The following is a 16144-nucleotide window of genomic DNA, read 5'->3' on the forward strand; positions in this document are numbered from 1 at the left end:
ACTCTCTGAAATCCGCATGGAATATGGGTTATCGACGATTTTCGTTAGTGTGAATGGTCATAACAGTTCCAAGAAATACCAGCACCCAAGTTTTTACACCAACTCTGCTGCTGGGTCAGTGTGCTGCACCTGCACTATAGCCCACAGCGCAACACGCCTGAATAGCTTGGTACGCTTCTTTCAGAACTGCGATCCCATCCAACACCCAGACGCAATCCTGACAGAGATCAGGGTGCGACTGCTGCCATTTCAAGCGTGCACCAGGGGAGGTAATCAGGGCAGATGGTCAAGAAACTGGATACAGCTTGCCCGCATACCCACTTGAAAATACATAAGAAATTAGCCTCTAGAGCTTTGATATCAAGCGCCAATAGCTATTTAAAACGTAGCACCTACAAAGCCACGCTCTTCGGCCAACCAGGTCAACACAGGCACGGTGCCGGGCAGCACTGGCGACACTGTCACCGGCAGGCGTTGCCAGGCAAAGGACTGATCCTCGCGCATTTGCAACTCGCCCGACCATTGCCAAACCTTGCAAAAGTGCAGTCGCACCAAGGCGTGTGGGTAGTCCATCAGCATTTGCCGCCAGGGTTCGATGCGCTGTGTGTGAATGCCCAGTTCTTCAAACAGTTCGCGCCGCAACGCTTGCTCTGCGGTTTCACCGGCCTCGAACTTGCCACCGGGGAATTCCCAGTAACCGGCATACACCTTGCCCACTGGGCGCGAGGTCAATAAAAAGTCGCCGTCTGGGCGGATCAGCACGCCCACGGCCACGTCAACCACGGCGCGCTCTGCACCCCCTTCGCGCGGAAGTTGGGCATCTGCGACCAAGGGCGATTTCATGGGGCAGATGTGGCGTGTTGGCCAGCGTAGTCGCGGGCGAATTGGTAGGCCACGCGGCCGCTGCGCGAACCGCGCTCCAGCGCCCACACCAAGGCTTGCGCACGGGCAGCTTCAATGGCTGGCGCGGGCACTGCAAATGATTGCAACCACTGCGCCACGATGGCCAGGTACTCGTCTTGCGAAAACGCATAAAAACTGACCCACAGCCCAAAGCGCTCTGACAACGAGATTTTTTCTTCCACGCTCTCGCCAGGATGCACTTCGCCGTCGGCCGTGTGGGTGTAGCTGAGGTTTTCTTTCATGTACTCAGGCAACAGGTGGCGGCGGTTGCTGGTGGCATAGATCAGCACATTGGCAGTGGTGGCAGCGACAGAGCCGTCCAAAATGGACTTGAGCGCTTTGTAACCGGGTTCGCCGTCCTCGAAACTGAGGTCGTCGCAAAACACGATGAACTTGAAAGGCTGCTCTGAGACCAAATCCACGATGTCGGGCAGGTCGGTCAAATCGGCTTTGTCAACCTCAATCAGGCGCAAGCCTTGGGTGGCAAGTTCGTTCAGGCAGGCGCGTATCAAAGACGACTTGCCAGTGCCGCGCGCGCCTGTCAGCAACACATTGTTGGCGGGCTGGCCGCTGACGAATTGGCGGGTGTTGCGCAAGATTTTTTCTTTTTGCGGCTCAATTTCCTTCAGGTCAGTGAGCGCCATGGCACCTACATGGCGCACCGGTTCCAAGGTGGCTCGGCCAGAGCTGCGCTTACGGTAGCGAAAGGCGCTTGAAGCCGTCCAGTCGGGCTGCTGGGGCGGCTGCGGCAAGACCGATTCGATGCGGGTGATAAGCTGCTCAGCACGTTGCAGCAGGTGCTCGAAAGCAGCGTTCATGAGCGGTAGTCGGCGTTGATGGACACATAGTCGTGGCTGAGGTCGCAAGTCCATACGGTATCGGCGGCATCGCCCCGACCCAAGGCCACGCGCACCGTGATCTCGGCTTGTTTCATGACACGCTGACCATCTTCTTCACGGTAGTCAGGGTTGCGCCCGCCTTGGCTAGCCACGTGCACATCATCCAGATACAGCTCAATGCCGGTCTGGTCCAGGTCAGCAATGCCGGCATAGCCAACGGCGGCCAAAATGCGGCCCAGGTTGGGGTCGCTGGCAAAAAATGCGGTTTTGACCAAGGGCGAATGCGCAATGGCGTAGGCCACCTGGCGGCACTCGGCCTGGGTTTTGCCACCTTCGACCCGAATGGAGATGAACTTGGTCGCGCCCTCGCCGTCTCGCACGATGGCTTGCGCCAGCTTTTGCGCCACACCCAGCATGGCTTGTTTCAATGCTTGCCCGGCGGCGCTGTCTAGGGAGGTGATGGGCGCATGCTTGGCCTGGTTGCTGGCAATCACCACGAAAGAGTCGTTGGTGGAGGTGTCACCATCGACCGTGACGCGGTTGAATGAGCCTTCAGCCAGCTCGGTGGCCAGTTGTTTCATCACAGTTTGGCTGACGCAGGCATCGGTGGCCATGAAGCCCAGCATGGTGGCCATGTTGGGGCGAATCATGCCAGCGCCTTTGCTGATGCCGGTGATGCTGATGGTCGCGCCGTCAATCTGCACCTGTGCGCCAAAGGCTTTGGCCACGGTGTCGGTGGTCATGATGGCTTGGGCGGCATCCAGCCATTGGTCTGGCTTGGCAGCTGCCAAGGCGGCGGGCAAGCCAGCTTCGAGCCGGTCAATCGGCAGGGTTTCCATGATCACACCGGTTGAAAACGGCAGCACTTGTGTGGCTTGGATGTGCAAGTGAGCAGCCAGCGTTTGGCAGGTGTGCAGGGCTCTGGCGCGGCCATCTTCACCGGTGCCGGCATTGGCGTTGCCGGTGTTGATGAGCATGGCGCGAATGCCAGAATTTTGAGTCAAATGGTCACGGCAAATTTGCACTGGAGCCGCACAAAACCGGTTTTGCGTGAACACCCCTGCCACGCTTGCACCTGCGTCGATCAGCACCACGGTGAGGTCTTTGCGGTTGGCTTTGCGAATGCCCGCCTCGGCCACGCCAATGCGCACGCCAGCAATGGGAAACAACTCAGCAGGGTTGGGGTTGGACAGGTTGACAGACATGAGTGGCTTTCAAATTTCAGGGTATGAGTTGGTTTTGTTCGAAAAAAAATCGGGCACGAAGCCCGATTTTGAAAGATTCAAGCGATCACGACAGTTTGCCGTGGCACTGTTTGTATTTTTTGCCGCTGCCACAAGGGCATGGATCATTGCGTCCCACACGCGGTACTTCAGCCTTGACGGTGGCCGCATCGACAGTGGTTTCGACTTCACCCGTGGCGGTGGGTGCGCTGTAGGTGACGTTGCTGACGCGCTCGGCACGGTTTTCAAGTTCAACAGCAGCAGCGGCAGCTTCTTCGTTGGACTGGATGCGCACCGTCATCAGCACTTTGGTGACTTCATTTTTGACCGAGTCAAGCATTTGGCCAAACAGCTCGAAGGCTTCGCGTTTGTACTCTTGCTTGGGCTGCTTTTGGGCGTAGCCGCGCAGGTGGATGCCTTGGCGCAAGTAATCCAGCGCGCTGAGGTGGTCGCGCCAATTGGTGTCGATGCTTTGCAGCAGCACCATGCGCTCAAATTGGGTGAAGTTGTCAGCGCCGACCTGCGTGACCTTGTCGTCAAACACTTGGTTGGCATGCGCACGCACGGCGTCGAGCACGTCGTGGTCGGTGATGGCGCTGGCGGCATTGACTTGGTGCTGCAAGGGCAAGGTGAGCTGCCATTCATCAGCCAAAACACGCTCAAGTGCGGGTAAATTCCACTGCTCTTCTACTGACTCTGCAGGCACATACTGACGCACCATATCTTCAAAACAACCTTCGCGCAGCGACTGAATTTGAGCGGCCAGGTTGGTGGCATCCAGAATTTCATTGCGCTGCTGATAAATCACCTTGCGCTGGTCGTTGGCGACGTCGTCGTATTCGAGCAATTGCTTGCGCATGTCAAAGTTACGCGCCTCAACTTTGCGCTGCGCGCTTTCAATGGAGCGGGTCACAATGCCGGCCTCGATGGCTTCGCCCTCGGGCATCTTCAGACGGTCCATGATGGCCTTGACCCGGTCACCGGCAAAGATGCGCATCAGTGAGTCGTCTAGGCTGAGGTAAAAGCGCGATGAGCCTGGGTCGCCCTGGCGGCCAGAACGGCCACGCAATTGGTTGTCGATGCGGCGCGACTCATGGCGTTCGGTGGCAATGATGCGAAGGCCACCCAGCGCGGTGACCAGTTCATGGTCTTTGGCCCACTGGGCGCGCACTTCATCCATTTTTTGTTGGCGTTCAGCCTCACTCAATGCCTCGTCAGCCTCAAGCGCTTCAATGGTTTTGCTGATGTTGCCACCCAGCACAATATCGGTACCACGGCCTGCCATGTTGGTGGCAATGGTGATCATTTTGGGACGACCCGCCTGCGCCACGATGTCGGCCTCGCGGGCGTGTTGCTTGGCATTGAGCACCTGATGCGGTAATTTTTCTTTGACCAGCAAATCGGCAATGATTTCTGAGTTTTCAATCGAGGTGGTGCCCACCAAAACCGGCTGACCACGCTCGTAACATTCACGAATGTCGTTAATGGCAGCCACGTACTTTTCACGTGTTGTTTTGTAAACCCGGTCTAACTGGTCATCTCGGCGGCTGGGGCGGTTGGGTGGCATGACCACCGTTTCCAGACCGTAAATTTCTTGAAATTCATAGGCTTCGGTGTCGGCAGTGCCCGTCATGCCCGCCAACTTGCCGTACAAACGGAAGTAGTTTTGGAAGGTGATGGAGGCCATGGTCTGGTTTTCAGGCTGAATGGCCACTCCTTCTTTGGCTTCAACCGCCTGATGCAAGCCTTCGCTCCAACGCCTGCCGGTCATCAAGCGGCCCGTGAATTCGTCCACGATCACAACCTCACCGGCTTGTACCACGTAGTGCTGGTCACGGTGGTAAAGATGCTGGGCGCGCAGGGCTGCGTACAGATGGTGCATCAAGGTGATGTTGGCCGGGTCGTACAGGCTGGCGCCCTCAGGCAGCATGCCCATGCTAGCCAAAATGCGTTCGGCATTTTCATGGCCACGCTCGGTCAAAAACACTTGGTGACTTTTTTCGTCAATGGTGAAGTCGCCTTCTTTGGTGATGCCTTCACCGGTATGCGGGTCGGCTTCGCCCTCTTGTTTTTCGAGCTGCGGCACGATCAACTTGATGGCTTGATACAGGTCGGTTTGGTCTTCGGCCTGACCGCTGATGATGAGCGGTGTGCGCGCTTCATCAATCAAAATGGAGTCCACCTCGTCTACAATGGCATAGTTCAGGCCACGTTGCACCCGGTCAGCGGCTTCGTAGACCATGTTGTCGCGCAAGTAGTCAAAACCATATTCGTTGTTGGTGCCGTAGGTGATGTCTGCACGGTAAGCGGCTTGCTTTTCTTCACGCGGCATATTGGGCAGGTTGATGCCCACCGACAAACCTAAAAAGTTGTATAGCTTGCCCATCCATTGGGCATCACGGTTGGCAAGGTAGTCGTTCACCGTGACCACGTGCACCCCTTTGCCAGACAGGGCGTTGAGGTAAACCGGCAGCGTTGCCGTGAGCGTTTTGCCTTCACCGGTGCCCATTTCGGAAATTTTGCCGTTGTGCAACGACATGCCGCCGAGCATCTGCACATCAAAGTGGCGCAATTTCATGACTCGTTTGGAGCCTTCACGAACCACCGCAAAAGCTTCTGGCAATAGAGCGTCTAGCGCTTCGCCAGCGGCCAAACGGTCTTTGAATTCCTGGGTCTTGCCACGCAATTGATCGTCTGTGAGTTTTTCAAACCCCAACTCCAATGCGTTGATTTTGGCCACAACTTGGCGGTATTTTTTGAGCAGGCGGTCATTGCGACTGCCGAAAATTTTTGTGAGGAAATTGGTGGCCATGCATTCAGGGCGCACCACCCGCTTACAACAAGCAAATGGCCGCCCAATCCTTTAATTACGATCTAACTGAAATGGGGATCACAAGATAAAACGCAAGCTCATCAAGCCCGCACCCACTCTTGGTTCATGGCATTTTACTGTTGCCAAGGCCATGCCTTGGGTGATTGAAATGCACAACGGGCAGTGGCGTTCAATGAACTTGATTGGCACCCGTGGTTGAAGCCGATTTGGCCGTCTGGGCAAGTTGTGAGCTCTGCGGATTTGGACGACCTGACAAAAACTTTTGTGGGTCTTGAAAAACCCCATTCACCATCACTTCAAAATGGAGATGTGAGCCGGTTGAGCGCCCGGTGGTGCCCACTTCGGCAATTTTTTGACCCCGTTTGATCAAATCACCCACTTTCACAAATGTTTTGGAAGCATGTGCGTAGCGGGTCACCAAGCCATTGCCATGGTCAATTTCGGTCATGTTGCCATACTCTGCATGAAATTCTTGCACCACCACCACACCACCGGCCGCCGCCAAAATGGGCGTTCCAACAGTGGCGGGGAAATCCAGGCCGGTGTGCAAGGCCGAGCGCCCTGAAAAAGGATCAATTCGCCAGCCGAATGCAGAACCCAGTTCAGCCAAAGCCACAGGCTTTTGCGTTGGGATCATCAGGCTTTTCATTTTGCGATCAAACAAGCGCGACTCTATGATGGTGAGCAGGTCGGTGCGCTGATGTGTCACATGCTCCAGTTCATCCAAAGTAAGTTGAATTTCAGAGAGCGTGAGCGCGTGCGCGCCAATCTGTACACCGCCGCTGCCGGCTTGCGCTTGAAGCTCTGCTGGATTGATGCCTGCAAGACTGGCCACGCGAGTACCCAAGGATTCAAGCTGTGTGAGCTTGGCTTGCATTTCGCCCATGCGACGTGCCATCACATCCAAATTTTCACGCAAGAAGCGTTCACGCTGATCAAATTCATCTTTGGTCACCAATTTGACCAAAGTGCCTACAACCGGCCAACCCTCACGAGCGCCTTTAAGAAACACCCAGTGGTAGAGGCTCAAGGCAAGCAACATCACAATCAAGGCGCCCACCAAAAAAGCAGTCACCAACTGCAGACCTGACAAGTGCACAGCCCGAGATTTGGCTAACCAAGCATCCGTGATAATTAAATGCATGCGAAACCCTTTGCCACGTTCATGAACCGCCGCTCACCGTCAGTGACTTTGCTGCAAGCCAGCCAAAACAATCCGGGACTGGCAAGGCTGATGGAACTGCACCGGGAATCTAATGTGCGCTTGCAAACCATCAGCACTTTGATACCGGCAACATTTCGTCACCAAGTGCAGGCTGGGCCGTTTGAAGAGGGGGTGTGGTGTCTGCTGCTGTCAAACAACACAACAGCTGCCAAATTGCGCCAGTTGCTGCCAGCTTTTGAAGCTCACCTCAGAACACATTCCCTTGAGGTGAAATCTATTCGACTGAAGGTGCGTCGCGGAGACTGAAAATTGGTGCCGATTGTCGGATTCGAACTGACGACCTACCGCTTACAAGGCGGTTGCTCTACCAACTGAGCTAAATCGGCGAAACCGAGATTCTATACATGTTTGCAGTTATTTCTGATGCAAACTTGCAATTTACTTGATTCTTGTGAGTGCTGGACGCCTAGCGGACGGTTTGGTTTTAGAGGCGTCGGAAGAGGTTGCAGAAACCGATTCAGCCGCCGTGCTGGTCGGTTCAACAGCTGCCAATTGCACAGAAGCTGGTTTGGGTACGGACTCAGAAGTCACAGCTTCTTGCGCCCTCACCGATGACTCGACCCTCGGAAACGCCATGCCTTGACCATTTTCACGCGCAAAGATGGCTACCACATGGTCAATGGGTATGAAAATTTCACGCACCACGCCACCAAACCGGGCTTTGAATTCAATGAATTCGTTGCCAAGCTTGAGCCCCATGGTGGCATCGAAACTTGCATTGAGGACAATTTCGTCGTCTTTGACAAATTCTCGAGGCACTTGCACGGTGTTATCTACCCACACCGTGACATAGGGCGTCAACCCGTTGTCTACGCACCATTCGTGCAACGCACGAATGAGGTAGGGACGTGTTGAGGTGGTCTGTGCTTCTGATTTCATTCGATACCCATCACTGATTACTTGCGCATGACCTTTTCAGAGGGTGTCAATGCCTCAATGTAGGCTGGACGAGAAAAAATTCGCTCCGCATATTTGAGCAAAGGGGCGGCATTCTTACTGAGTTCAATGCCGTAGTAATCCAAGCGCCACAGTAACGGTGCAATGGCGACATCAAGCATTGAAAAACCATCACCCAACATGAATTTGTTCTTCAAAAACACGGGCGCCAACTGAGTCAACCGATCACGAATATGAGCACGCGCCTTTTCTAATGCTTTTTCATTGGTTTTTGATGTACGAGACTCAAGCGTGGACACATGGGTGAACAACTCTTTCTCGAAATTCAAAAGGAAAAGGCGCACGCGCGCGCGATCCACCGGGTCACCGGGCATGAGCTGAGGATGAGGGAAACGCTCATCAATGTACTCATTGATGATGTTTGATTCATACAAAATCAGATCGCGCTCAACCAAAATGGGAACTTGACCATAAGGATTCATGACATTGATGTCTTCAGGCTTGTTGTACAAGTCCACGTCACGTATCTCAAAATCCATGCCTTTTTCAAACAAGACGAAACGGCAGCGATGAGAATAGGGACAAGTCGTCCCTGAATAAAGCACCATCATGGTGGAGGCTCCTTAAAAAATAAAAGAGCGGGAGGTTCATCACCTGCCCACTCTGTAATGAATAGGGTGTGCATTCACATGCACATCACCACATCAACTTGTTGTTTTATTTGACATCTTTCCAGTAAGCACTGTTGAGTTTCCAGGTCAGGAAAATCAAGCCAGCCAAGAAGATCAAAACATATTTGCCCATGTTTTTTCGAGCTGTTTGCGCTGGCTCTGACATCCATTGTAAATAGTTCACCAAATCACCAATGGTCTGATCATATTGGGCAGGCGTCATGCTGCTTTGCATTTCCCACAACACATGCGGCATGGCCACATTGGGAAACACATGATTATTCCAGCCCGTGGGCTTGGTTTCATCAGGGTAGAAACCACGCATGTACGTGTACAAGTAATCAGCACCCGTACCACCAGCGCCTGCGCGAGAACGTGCAATCACAGTCAAGTCGGGGGGATTGACACCAAACCAAGCTTTGGCTTGCTGTGGGTCAATAGCTGCCTTCATGGTATCACCAATTTTGGCGTTAGTGACCAACAAATTGTCTTTGATTTGGTCAGCAGTCAAGCCAATGTCTTGCAGACGATTGAAACGATTGAAGGCAGCGGAATGGCAATTTAAGCAGTAGTTGACAAAAACTTTGGCACCATTTTGCAGCGCAGCCTGATCGTTGATCTTGTCGGGCGCTTTATCCCAAGCAACACCTTCTGTGTTGGCTTGAGCAGCAAACCCAAACCCAAAAGTCAAAACCAAACCCAACACTACTTTTTGAGTAAAACTCATAATTTTCATTTCGTGATCTCCGGATCAGTGAGCCTTGAAATTGACACGGTTTGGAACTTGCTTGAAAGTTCCAAGACGACTCCACCAAGGCATCAAAAGGAAGAATCCAAAGTAAAACAACGTACCCAACTGTGAAATGCGGCCATAAATCACAGAGACCGGCTGTGTTCCCAGAAAACCAATGATGAAAAAGTTCACCACAAACACACCATATAAAACTTTATGCCAAGTGGGGCGGTAACGAATCGACTTCACTGGGCTGTTATCCAACCAAGGCAAGAAGAACAAGATCACAACCCCACCGCCCATAGCCACAACACCCCAAAATTTGGCATCGATGGCCATCATCATGGCCAACACCACGACCGCACCACCCACAACCAAGCCTTTAAAAAGTGCCGGCATTTTGATCTTGGCGACTGCCAACAGGGCACCAGCAACCACACAGGCCATCAGCACATACATCATTTCAGTGGTGACAGCACGAAGCAAAGTGTAGAAAGGCGTGAAATACCAAACAGGTGCAATGTGCAATGGAGTCTGGAAGGGGTTTGCAGGAATGAAATTGTTGTACTCCAGGAAATAGCCACCCATTTCAGGGGCAAAAAAGATGATGGCCGAAAACACAAACAAGAACAGACTCACGGCAAATATGTCGTGTACTGAGTAGTAGGGGTGGAACGGAATGCCGTCCAACGGAATACCGTTGGCATCTTTGGTGGCTTTGATCTCAACACCATCTGGGTTATTGGAGCCTATTTCATGCAACGCAATGATGTGCGCCACCACCAAGCCCAACAAAACCAGCGGTACGGCGATCACGTGGAAGCTGAAGAAACGATTCAGAGTGGCATCTCCCACCACAAAATCACCACGAATCAACAGAGCCAGATCAGGACCAACAAAGGGAATGGCTGAAAACAAATTCACAATCACCTGGGCACCCCAGTAGCTCATCTGTCCCCATGGCAACAAGTAACCCATGAAGGCTTCGGCCATCAGCGCCAAGAAAATGGCACAACCAAAAATCCAAATCAATTCACGTGGTTTGCGATAGCTGCCATACATCAAGCCGCGGAACATGTGCAGGTACACCACTATAAAAAAAGCCGACGCGCCAGTAGAGTGCATGTAGCGGATCAACCAGCCCCATGGCACATCGCGCATGATGTACTCCACTGAGGCAAATGCCAGAGCAGCATCTGGCTTGTAATGCATCACCAAAAAGATACCCGTGACAATTTGGATCACCAACACCAAGAGCGAAAGTGAGCCAAAGATATACCAAAGGTTGAAGTTTTTGGGCGCGTAGTACTCGCTCATGTGTTCTTTGAACAGCTTGGAGAGCGGAAAACGGTTATCAACCCAATTCAAAGCTTTTTCGCCAGCTGAGGCGTTGGGGGAAATTTCGTGAAAAGTAGCCATGTTTTGTGTCCTTAGGCTTTTTTGTCGTCACCAATGAGCAACTTGGTGTCTGAGAGGTACATATGCGGCGGAATCTCAAGATTGTCTGGTGCCGGCTTGTTCTTGAACACCCGTCCAGCCAAATCAAAAGTTGAACCATGGCATGGGCAGAAGAAACCACCCTTCCAATCATCTGGCAACGATGGCTGTGGACCCGTCGTGAACTTGTCATTAGGCGAGCAGCCCAGATGTGTACAGATACCAACCACGACCAAAACTTCGGGCTTGATAGAGCGTGTGGCATTGCGCGCGTATTCAGGCGCTTGTTCGGCCGGTTTACGCGTCGAATTGGGGTCAACCAATTGGCTGTCAATTGTGGGCAAGGCGGCCAACATTTCAGGTGTACGACGCACAATCCAAACAGGCTTGCCGCGCCATTCCACCGTCATTTTTTCACCGAGTTTCAAGTTTGAAATATCGGCTTCTACAGCAGCTCCGGCGGCTTTGGCGCGCTCGGAAGGCTGGAAGGAACTGATAAAAGGTACTGCAGCGGCTAGGCCACCTACAGCGCCAGCACAACCGGATGCAATCAGCCAGGTTCGTTTGCTGGAGTCAAGAGAAATATTGTCGGCAAGACTTTCACTCATGGGAATCCTCAAAGATAAAGATCACTGTAGGTAACAACCCTAGATTCTAACTGAGATACCTCCCCCGGTAAGCCACGCGATTCAGCTTTTGCGTGTAGGTTATCCACACAGCTGCCTGGCCATGCGAATGGCTTGCACCAAACTTGCAGCATCTGCCTGTGCTGTACCTGCTATGTCAAAAGCGGTGCCATGGTCTGGGCTAGTGCGCACCAGCGCCAGCCCTAATGTGACGTTGACCCCTTTGTCTACCCCCAAGTATTTCACCGGAATCAAGCCTTGATCATGGTACATGGCCACCACGACATCAAACTCACCCGGCCGTCCTGGCTGGCTCCGAGCGCGCATGAACACCGTGTCAGGTGCGATCGGTTCACTGACCTGCACTCCTTGCGCGCGAGCCGCATGCACGGCGGGCAGAATGACGTCAATTTCTTCGCGCCCAAACAAACCGCCCTCGCCAGCATGCGGGTTCAAACCTGCCACACCGATGGTAGGCGAACGCCCCAACACGGCAGACAGCGAGCGATGGGTAATCAGCAGTGTCTGCAACACATTCTCAAAAGTAACTGCCGCCAAAGCCTCGCGCAAAGCCACATGGATGCTGACCAACACCACACGCAACTCGTCATTGGCCAACATCATGCGCACCGGCATCTGTGCCACAGGCGTATGCGCATGCTCTGCTGCCAGCGCCTGCAACATCTCCGTGTGGCCTGGAAAACTGGCCAGCCAACCGCCAGCCATCGACAGCGCCGCTTTGTTCAACGGTGCCGTGACCAGCGCCGACACCTCGCCGCGCAACGCGGCGCGCGCTGCCCACGCCACACAATCACCCGCCATCTGTCCTGCGTGGGCACTGAGCTGGCCAAATGCCACTGGCGGCACGGCTGCTTGTTCCCCTGAATAAACCGGCAACACCGGCAAACAGCGCGGCGGCACATGAAGCGCATCTTGCGCCGCAGAAAGCTCTAACACGGGCAAACAAATGCCGCCCTGTGCCACCACTGCGGCAGCGCGGCGCAGAGTCGGCACATCACCCACCACAAAACAGCCCAGGCAGTCTTGCGGCGAATCCTGAAACGCTTTGGCGATGATTTCTGGCCCAATGCCAGCGGCGTCTCCCATGGTGATAGCCATGGGGCGCAAAGGTTTGTGGTTTGAAGAGGTCATGTCAGGCCGGGTTGTCAATGTCAATGAATTCGTGCGTTAGCCCACATTGCGCCGCCACGTGCGCCGCCAGCGCAGGCGCGCCATAGCGCTCGCTGGCATGGTGGCCACAGGCAATGAAGGCCACCCCGCATTCGCGTGCCAAGTGCGCCTGGGGCTCAGAAATTTCGCCAGTGATGAAAGCATCGGCACCAGCGGCCATGGCGGCTTCAAAGTAGCTTTGGCCACCGCCACTGCACCATGCTACTTTTTTAATAGCCACTTGAGCTTGATCAACAAGCACTACAGGCCGATTTAATACAAAAGATACGCGGTCTGCCAAAGCTTGTGCCGACGCAAAGGCAATGCCGTTGGCAGGCTGCCCCAAACACCCCAGGTTTTGCTCACCAAACTGAGCTTGCACCACCAACCCCAGTTGCAACCCCAATTGCGCGTTGTTCCCCAGCTCTGGATGCGCGTCCAGCGGCAAATGGTAAGCAAACAAGTTGATGTCATGTGCCAGCAGCAAGGCCAGTCGCTGCTTCATCCAGCCGGTGACGCAGCCATCTTGTCCGCGCCAGAACAAGCCGTGGTGGACAAAAATGGCATCGGCATGAGCGGCTATGGCGGCCTCAATCAACGCCCGGCTGGCCGTCACCCCAGAAACAATTTTGCCAATCTCCATGCGCCCTTCCACCTGCAAACCGTTTGGGCCGTAGTCGCGAAAGCGTTCAGGCTGCAGCAAGCCATTGAAGGTGGTCAACAAATCAGGTCTTGAAATCATGCGTGGGTCGCCATTGGTGAGAAGGCCAAATCATAAGAGCTGGCGTTGCCACCGCCACACTCATGCCGAGCCATGTGCATCGGCCGCGGGTGACGCCAACACCTGCACACTGCAATCGCAGCCTGTGCCAGCGGCCACCCAACGCGGTGCCACACGTGTCAATGCGTGCGCCAACACAGGCGCGGCAAACGCCAGGCTGTCAGCCAACCGAGCTTGCACCACGGCCAAGGGGTCTGTCATGGCACCGCAACGGTAAAGTTCCTGATCTTCATCCCAGCGCAAAGCCACACACGCGCCAGTGCGGGAGCCCGACAGCACCACACCCAAAGGACAAGGCTCCAGCAAACAGCACACGCCACAGCCATTGCAAACGGCACTCAAAGCGGGCTTGGCCGGTGCTTGCGGCTGGGTGTGAAGGATGAGGGGGAACTTGGTCATTGAAATAAGGTCTGAGACCTACAATTTATATCTGTTTTCTCCTTCCTTCACCCTACCTGAGCCTGTTGGTCTTGCCCATGAAACGTTTTTGGTTGCTTTTTTCTCAATCCGTCACCGTCTTGCTGGCTGCTTATTTTGTGGTGGGCACGCTCAAACCCCAATGGCTTGACTTGCATGCAGGCCGCAACGGCAACGTGGCAGTGCTGGAGGTGCCCGCCAGCGCGGCCACCGCTGTGCCCGTGGGCAGTTTCAGGTTGGCCGCGCAAAAATCATCCCAGGCGGTGGTGAGCATCAACACCAGCAAAAACGCTCGCCAAAGCCCACATGGCGCTGACCCGTGGTTCAAATTCTTTTTTGGTGAGCAGCAAAACCAACCCCAAGTGGGGCTGGGCAGCGGCGTGATAGTGAGCCCTGACGGCTACATCTTGACCAACAACCACGTGGTTGAAAACGCTGATGAAATTGACGTGATCTTGAACGACAGCCGTCACGCCCGCGCCAAAGTCATTGGCACCGACCCCGATGCCGACCTGGCCGTGCTGAAAATTGACCTGGATCGCTTGCCCGTGATCGTGCTGGGCAACTCTGACAACCTGCAAGTGGGCGACCAGGTGCTGGCCATCGGCAACCCGTTTGGTGTGGGGCAGACCGTGACCAGCGGCATTGTCAGCGCGCTGGGGCGCAACCAGCTGGGCATCAACACCTTTGAGAACTTCATCCAGACCGATGCCGCCATCAACCCCGGCAACTCGGGTGGTGCGCTGGTGGACACCAACGGCAACTTGTTGGGCATTAACACCGCCATTTACTCGCGCTCGGGCGGCAGCATGGGCATTGGTTTTGCCATTCCGGTGTCAACCGCCAAACTGGTGCTGGAAGGCATTGTGAAAGACGGCGTGGTCACGCGCGGCTGGATCGGCGTAGAGCCCAATGAACTCACGCCTGAATTGGCGCAAACCTTTGGCATTGAAGCTCAGCAAGGTGTCATCATCACCGGCGTGTTGCAAAACGGACCCGCCGCGCAAGCCGGCATGAAGCCAGGCGATGTGGTGGTGGCCGTGGCGGGCAAAGCCACACGCAACGTGGCCGAGTTGTTGACGCAAGTGGCAGCACTCAAACCCGCCACAGCGTCCACCTTTGAAGTTCAACGCCCGACTGGCAAGATCAGCTTGCAGGTGGTACCAGGCGTGCGGCCTAAACCCAGAGCGCCTCAACAATAACTTCAAATTGCTATTTAAAAAATAGCTGCCTAAGCTTTATCTGTATGGCCTAGAGGCCGATTTGACACTTGATTATTCAGTGGCTTCAGGGGCTTGGGTGTGGCGGATGAAAATTTGCGCCGCCCAAATACCCACTTCGTACAAAGCCACCATCGGTATGGCCAGCGCCAGCTGCGACACCACATCCGGCGGCGTGACAATGGCCGCAATGATGAACGCCAACACGACAAAATAACCCCTGAAGTCTTTGAGCTTCTGCACGCTGAAGATGCCCATGCGCGCCAGCACCACCACCACCACCGGCACTTCAAACGCCATGCCAAAGGCCAAAAACATCGACAGCACAAAGCCCAGATAAGCTTCAATGTCAGGTGAAGCCGTGATGCTGGCCGGTGCAAAGCTCTGAATGAATGCAAACACCCGACCAAACACAAAAAAGTAGCAAAACGCCACACCGACAAAAAACAGCAACGTGCTCGACACCACCAACGGCAGCACCAATTTTTTTTCATGCGCGTACAAACCAGGTGCCACAAACGCCCACAGTTGGTACAGCACCACTGGCAAAGCAATCATGAAAGCCGTCATCATCAGCACCTTGAGGGGCACCATGAAGGGCGAGATGACCGATGTAGCGATCATGGTGGCGCCTTTGGGCAAATGAGCCACCAATGGCGCAGCCATCAGGTCATACAACGCCGCCGGACCGGGGTACACCCCCAGCGCAATCGCCACCACGGCAATGGCCATCACCGCCTTGACCAAGCGGTCGCGCAACTCAACCAAGTGGCTCACAAACGGCTGCTCAGTACCGGCAAGTTCGTCTTTTTTTTCAGGGGAATCAGACATCAATTGAATTTGGTTGGTCGGTAGCGTGCCACTCGGGCAGCACCCGACAGGGCACGGGTTCGCACACCCGCGCGGGCTTTGTACCAGTTGGGCGTGGCACCTTGTTTGAGACGCCAATTTTTCTTGGGGTGGCGGTACTCTGGCACAGGCTCTGGCAATGACACACGGTAGTCTGAATCCGATGAATGACCGTCAGAGGCCACGCTGGTGGCTTCAGCCCAGGTTTTTTCAAAATCATCGGTGCCGGACTTGATGGACTGACCGACATCTTTGGCAGCGCTTTCCACCGAGTCCTTCATTTTTTTGAGTTCATCAAGCGCCATCGAGCGGTTGACCTC

The 16144-nt window shown here is 54.4% G+C and carries 17 protein-coding genes and 1 tRNA gene; 2 read left to right on the top strand and 16 right to left on the bottom strand.

Annotated elements, in window-relative coordinates:
• Positions 1–378: 378 nt before the first annotated feature.
• The 5 genes from PHT20_RS14735 to PHT20_RS14755 form a co-directional block, all read right to left on the bottom strand.
• Positions 379–843 (bottom strand): NUDIX domain-containing protein, encoded by a 465-nt coding sequence (locus PHT20_RS14735; RefSeq protein WP_301021110.1) that lies wholly within the window; start codon positions 841–843, stop codon positions 379–381.
• The gene (locus tag PHT20_RS14740) at positions 840–1721 is read right to left on the bottom strand and encodes an ATP-binding protein (protein ID WP_301021111.1); all 882 of its coding nucleotides are present in this window, start codon (positions 1719–1721) and stop codon (positions 840–842) included. Before PHT20_RS14740 ends, PHT20_RS14735 begins: the two co-directional genes overlap by 4 nt.
• Complete coding sequence (gene argJ / locus PHT20_RS14745) at positions 1718–2947, bottom strand: bifunctional glutamate N-acetyltransferase/amino-acid acetyltransferase ArgJ (RefSeq protein WP_301021112.1); 1230 nt, start codon at positions 2945–2947, stop codon at positions 1718–1720. The genes PHT20_RS14740 and argJ overlap by 4 nt, the downstream gene beginning before the upstream one ends.
• Positions 2948–3032: 85 nt before the next feature.
• Complete coding sequence (secA, locus tag PHT20_RS14750) at positions 3033–5777, bottom strand: preprotein translocase subunit SecA (RefSeq protein ID WP_301021113.1); 2745 nt, start codon at positions 5775–5777, stop codon at positions 3033–3035.
• Between the two features lie 190 nt (positions 5778–5967).
• The gene (locus PHT20_RS14755) at positions 5968–6942 is read right to left on the bottom strand and encodes a M23 family metallopeptidase (RefSeq protein WP_301021114.1); all 975 of its coding nucleotides are present in this window, start codon (positions 6940–6942) and stop codon (positions 5968–5970) included.
• A gap of 21 nt (positions 6943–6963) precedes the next feature.
• Between PHT20_RS14755 and PHT20_RS14760 the strand changes: the two genes are divergently transcribed.
• The gene (locus tag PHT20_RS14760) at positions 6964–7269 is read left to right on the top strand and encodes a hypothetical protein (RefSeq protein ID WP_301021126.1); all 306 of its coding nucleotides are present in this window, start codon (positions 6964–6966) and stop codon (positions 7267–7269) included.
• Positions 7270–7273: 4 nt separating this feature from the next.
• Here the strand turns inward: PHT20_RS14760 and PHT20_RS14765 are convergent.
• The 9 genes from PHT20_RS14765 to PHT20_RS14805 form a co-directional block, all read right to left on the bottom strand.
• Positions 7274–7349, bottom strand: a tRNA-Thr gene (locus PHT20_RS14765).
• A gap of 52 nt (positions 7350–7401) precedes the next feature.
• Positions 7402–7902, bottom strand: coding sequence for a ClpXP protease specificity-enhancing factor (locus PHT20_RS14770; RefSeq protein ID WP_301021115.1), 501 nt, complete (start codon positions 7900–7902; stop codon positions 7402–7404).
• A gap of 17 nt (positions 7903–7919) precedes the next feature.
• A complete protein-coding gene (locus PHT20_RS14775; RefSeq protein ID WP_301021116.1) occupies positions 7920–8531 on the bottom strand; it encodes a glutathione S-transferase N-terminal domain-containing protein in 612 nt (203 codons plus the stop codon).
• A 106-nt stretch (positions 8532–8637) separates the two neighbouring features.
• Entirely contained in the window at positions 8638–9327 is a 690-nt protein-coding gene (locus PHT20_RS14780) for a cytochrome c1 (protein WP_301021117.1), read from the bottom strand.
• A gap of 15 nt (positions 9328–9342) precedes the next feature.
• Positions 9343–10743 carry a cytochrome bc complex cytochrome b subunit gene (locus PHT20_RS14785; protein WP_301021118.1) on the bottom strand — a complete coding sequence of 467 codons (1401 nt, stop codon included), beginning with the start codon at positions 10741–10743 and terminating at the stop codon, positions 9343–9345.
• An 11-nt stretch (positions 10744–10754) separates the two neighbouring features.
• The gene (gene petA / locus PHT20_RS14790; protein WP_301021119.1) at positions 10755–11369 is read right to left on the bottom strand and encodes a ubiquinol-cytochrome c reductase iron-sulfur subunit; all 615 of its coding nucleotides are present in this window, start codon (positions 11367–11369) and stop codon (positions 10755–10757) included.
• A 99-nt stretch (positions 11370–11468) separates the two neighbouring features.
• Positions 11469–12539: a 4-hydroxythreonine-4-phosphate dehydrogenase PdxA gene (pdxA, locus tag PHT20_RS14795; protein ID WP_301021120.1), complete on the bottom strand. Its 1071-nt coding sequence runs from the start codon at positions 12537–12539 to the stop codon at positions 11469–11471.
• Position 12540: 1 nt separating this feature from the next.
• Positions 12541–13299, bottom strand: a complete 759-nt coding sequence (locus PHT20_RS14800) for a Nif3-like dinuclear metal center hexameric protein (RefSeq protein WP_301021121.1) — start codon at positions 13297–13299, stop codon at positions 12541–12543.
• Positions 13300–13359: 60 nt separating this feature from the next.
• A complete protein-coding gene (locus PHT20_RS14805; RefSeq protein ID WP_301021122.1) occupies positions 13360–13737 on the bottom strand; it encodes a hypothetical protein in 378 nt (125 codons plus the stop codon).
• A 77-nt stretch (positions 13738–13814) separates the two neighbouring features.
• On the opposite strand from PHT20_RS14805, the gene PHT20_RS14810 reads away from it, so the two are divergent.
• Entirely contained in the window at positions 13815–14957 is a 1143-nt protein-coding gene (locus PHT20_RS14810) for a trypsin-like peptidase domain-containing protein (RefSeq protein ID WP_301021123.1), read from the top strand.
• A 72-nt stretch (positions 14958–15029) separates the two neighbouring features.
• Here the strand turns inward: PHT20_RS14810 and tatC are convergent, their stop codons facing one another.
• Positions 15030–15806 (bottom strand): twin-arginine translocase subunit TatC, encoded by a 777-nt coding sequence (tatC, locus tag PHT20_RS14815; protein WP_301021124.1) that lies wholly within the window; start codon positions 15804–15806, stop codon positions 15030–15032.
• A partial coding sequence (gene tatB / locus PHT20_RS14820) for a twin-arginine translocase subunit TatB (protein ID WP_301021125.1) occupies positions 15806–16144 on the bottom strand: 339 nt, incomplete at its 5' end. The genes tatB and tatC, both read right to left, overlap by 1 nt.

This window comes from Rhodoferax sp. (genome assembly GCF_028715765.1).
Taxonomy (GTDB): domain Bacteria; phylum Pseudomonadota; class Gammaproteobacteria; order Burkholderiales; family Burkholderiaceae_C; genus Rhodoferax.

Bases quoted from the DNA above. Each gene is read 5' to 3' on its own strand.
- PHT20_RS14775 (WP_301021116.1), bottom strand. From the start codon at position 8,531: ATGATGGTGCTTTATTCAGGGACGACTTGTCCCTATTCTCATCGCTGC.
- PHT20_RS14770 (WP_301021115.1), bottom strand. From the start codon at position 7,902: ATGAAATCAGAAGCACAGACCACCTCAACACGTCCCTACCTCATTCGT.
- PHT20_RS14800 (WP_301021121.1), bottom strand. From the start codon at position 13,299: ATGATTTCAAGACCTGATTTGTTGACCACCTTCAATGGCTTGCTGCAG.
- PHT20_RS14785 (WP_301021118.1), bottom strand. From the start codon at position 10,743: ATGGCTACTTTTCACGAAATTTCCCCCAACGCCTCAGCTGGCGAAAAA.
- PHT20_RS14805 (WP_301021122.1), bottom strand. From the start codon at position 13,737: ATGACCAAGTTCCCCCTCATCCTTCACACCCAGCCGCAAGCACCGGCC.
- PHT20_RS14740 (WP_301021111.1), bottom strand. From the start codon at position 1,721: ATGAACGCTGCTTTCGAGCACCTGCTGCAACGTGCTGAGCAGCTTATC.
- PHT20_RS14810 (WP_301021123.1), top strand. From the start codon at position 13,815: ATGAAACGTTTTTGGTTGCTTTTTTCTCAATCCGTCACCGTCTTGCTG.
- argJ (WP_301021112.1), bottom strand. From the start codon at position 2,947: ATGTCTGTCAACCTGTCCAACCCCAACCCTGCTGAGTTGTTTCCCATT.
- pdxA (WP_301021120.1), bottom strand. From the start codon at position 12,539: ATGACCTCTTCAAACCACAAACCTTTGCGCCCCATGGCTATCACCATG.
- PHT20_RS14780 (WP_301021117.1), bottom strand. From the start codon at position 9,327: ATGAAAATTATGAGTTTTACTCAAAAAGTAGTGTTGGGTTTGGTTTTG.
- petA (WP_301021119.1), bottom strand. From the start codon at position 11,369: ATGAGTGAAAGTCTTGCCGACAATATTTCTCTTGACTCCAGCAAACGA.
- PHT20_RS14735 (WP_301021110.1), bottom strand. From the start codon at position 843: ATGAAATCGCCCTTGGTCGCAGATGCCCAACTTCCGCGCGAAGGGGGT.
- PHT20_RS14760 (WP_301021126.1), top strand. From the start codon at position 6,964: ATGAACCGCCGCTCACCGTCAGTGACTTTGCTGCAAGCCAGCCAAAAC.
- tatC (WP_301021124.1), bottom strand. From the start codon at position 15,806: ATGTCTGATTCCCCTGAAAAAAAAGACGAACTTGCCGGTACTGAGCAG.
- secA (WP_301021113.1), bottom strand. From the start codon at position 5,777: ATGGCCACCAATTTCCTCACAAAAATTTTCGGCAGTCGCAATGACCGC.
- PHT20_RS14755 (WP_301021114.1), bottom strand. From the start codon at position 6,942: ATGCATTTAATTATCACGGATGCTTGGTTAGCCAAATCTCGGGCTGTG.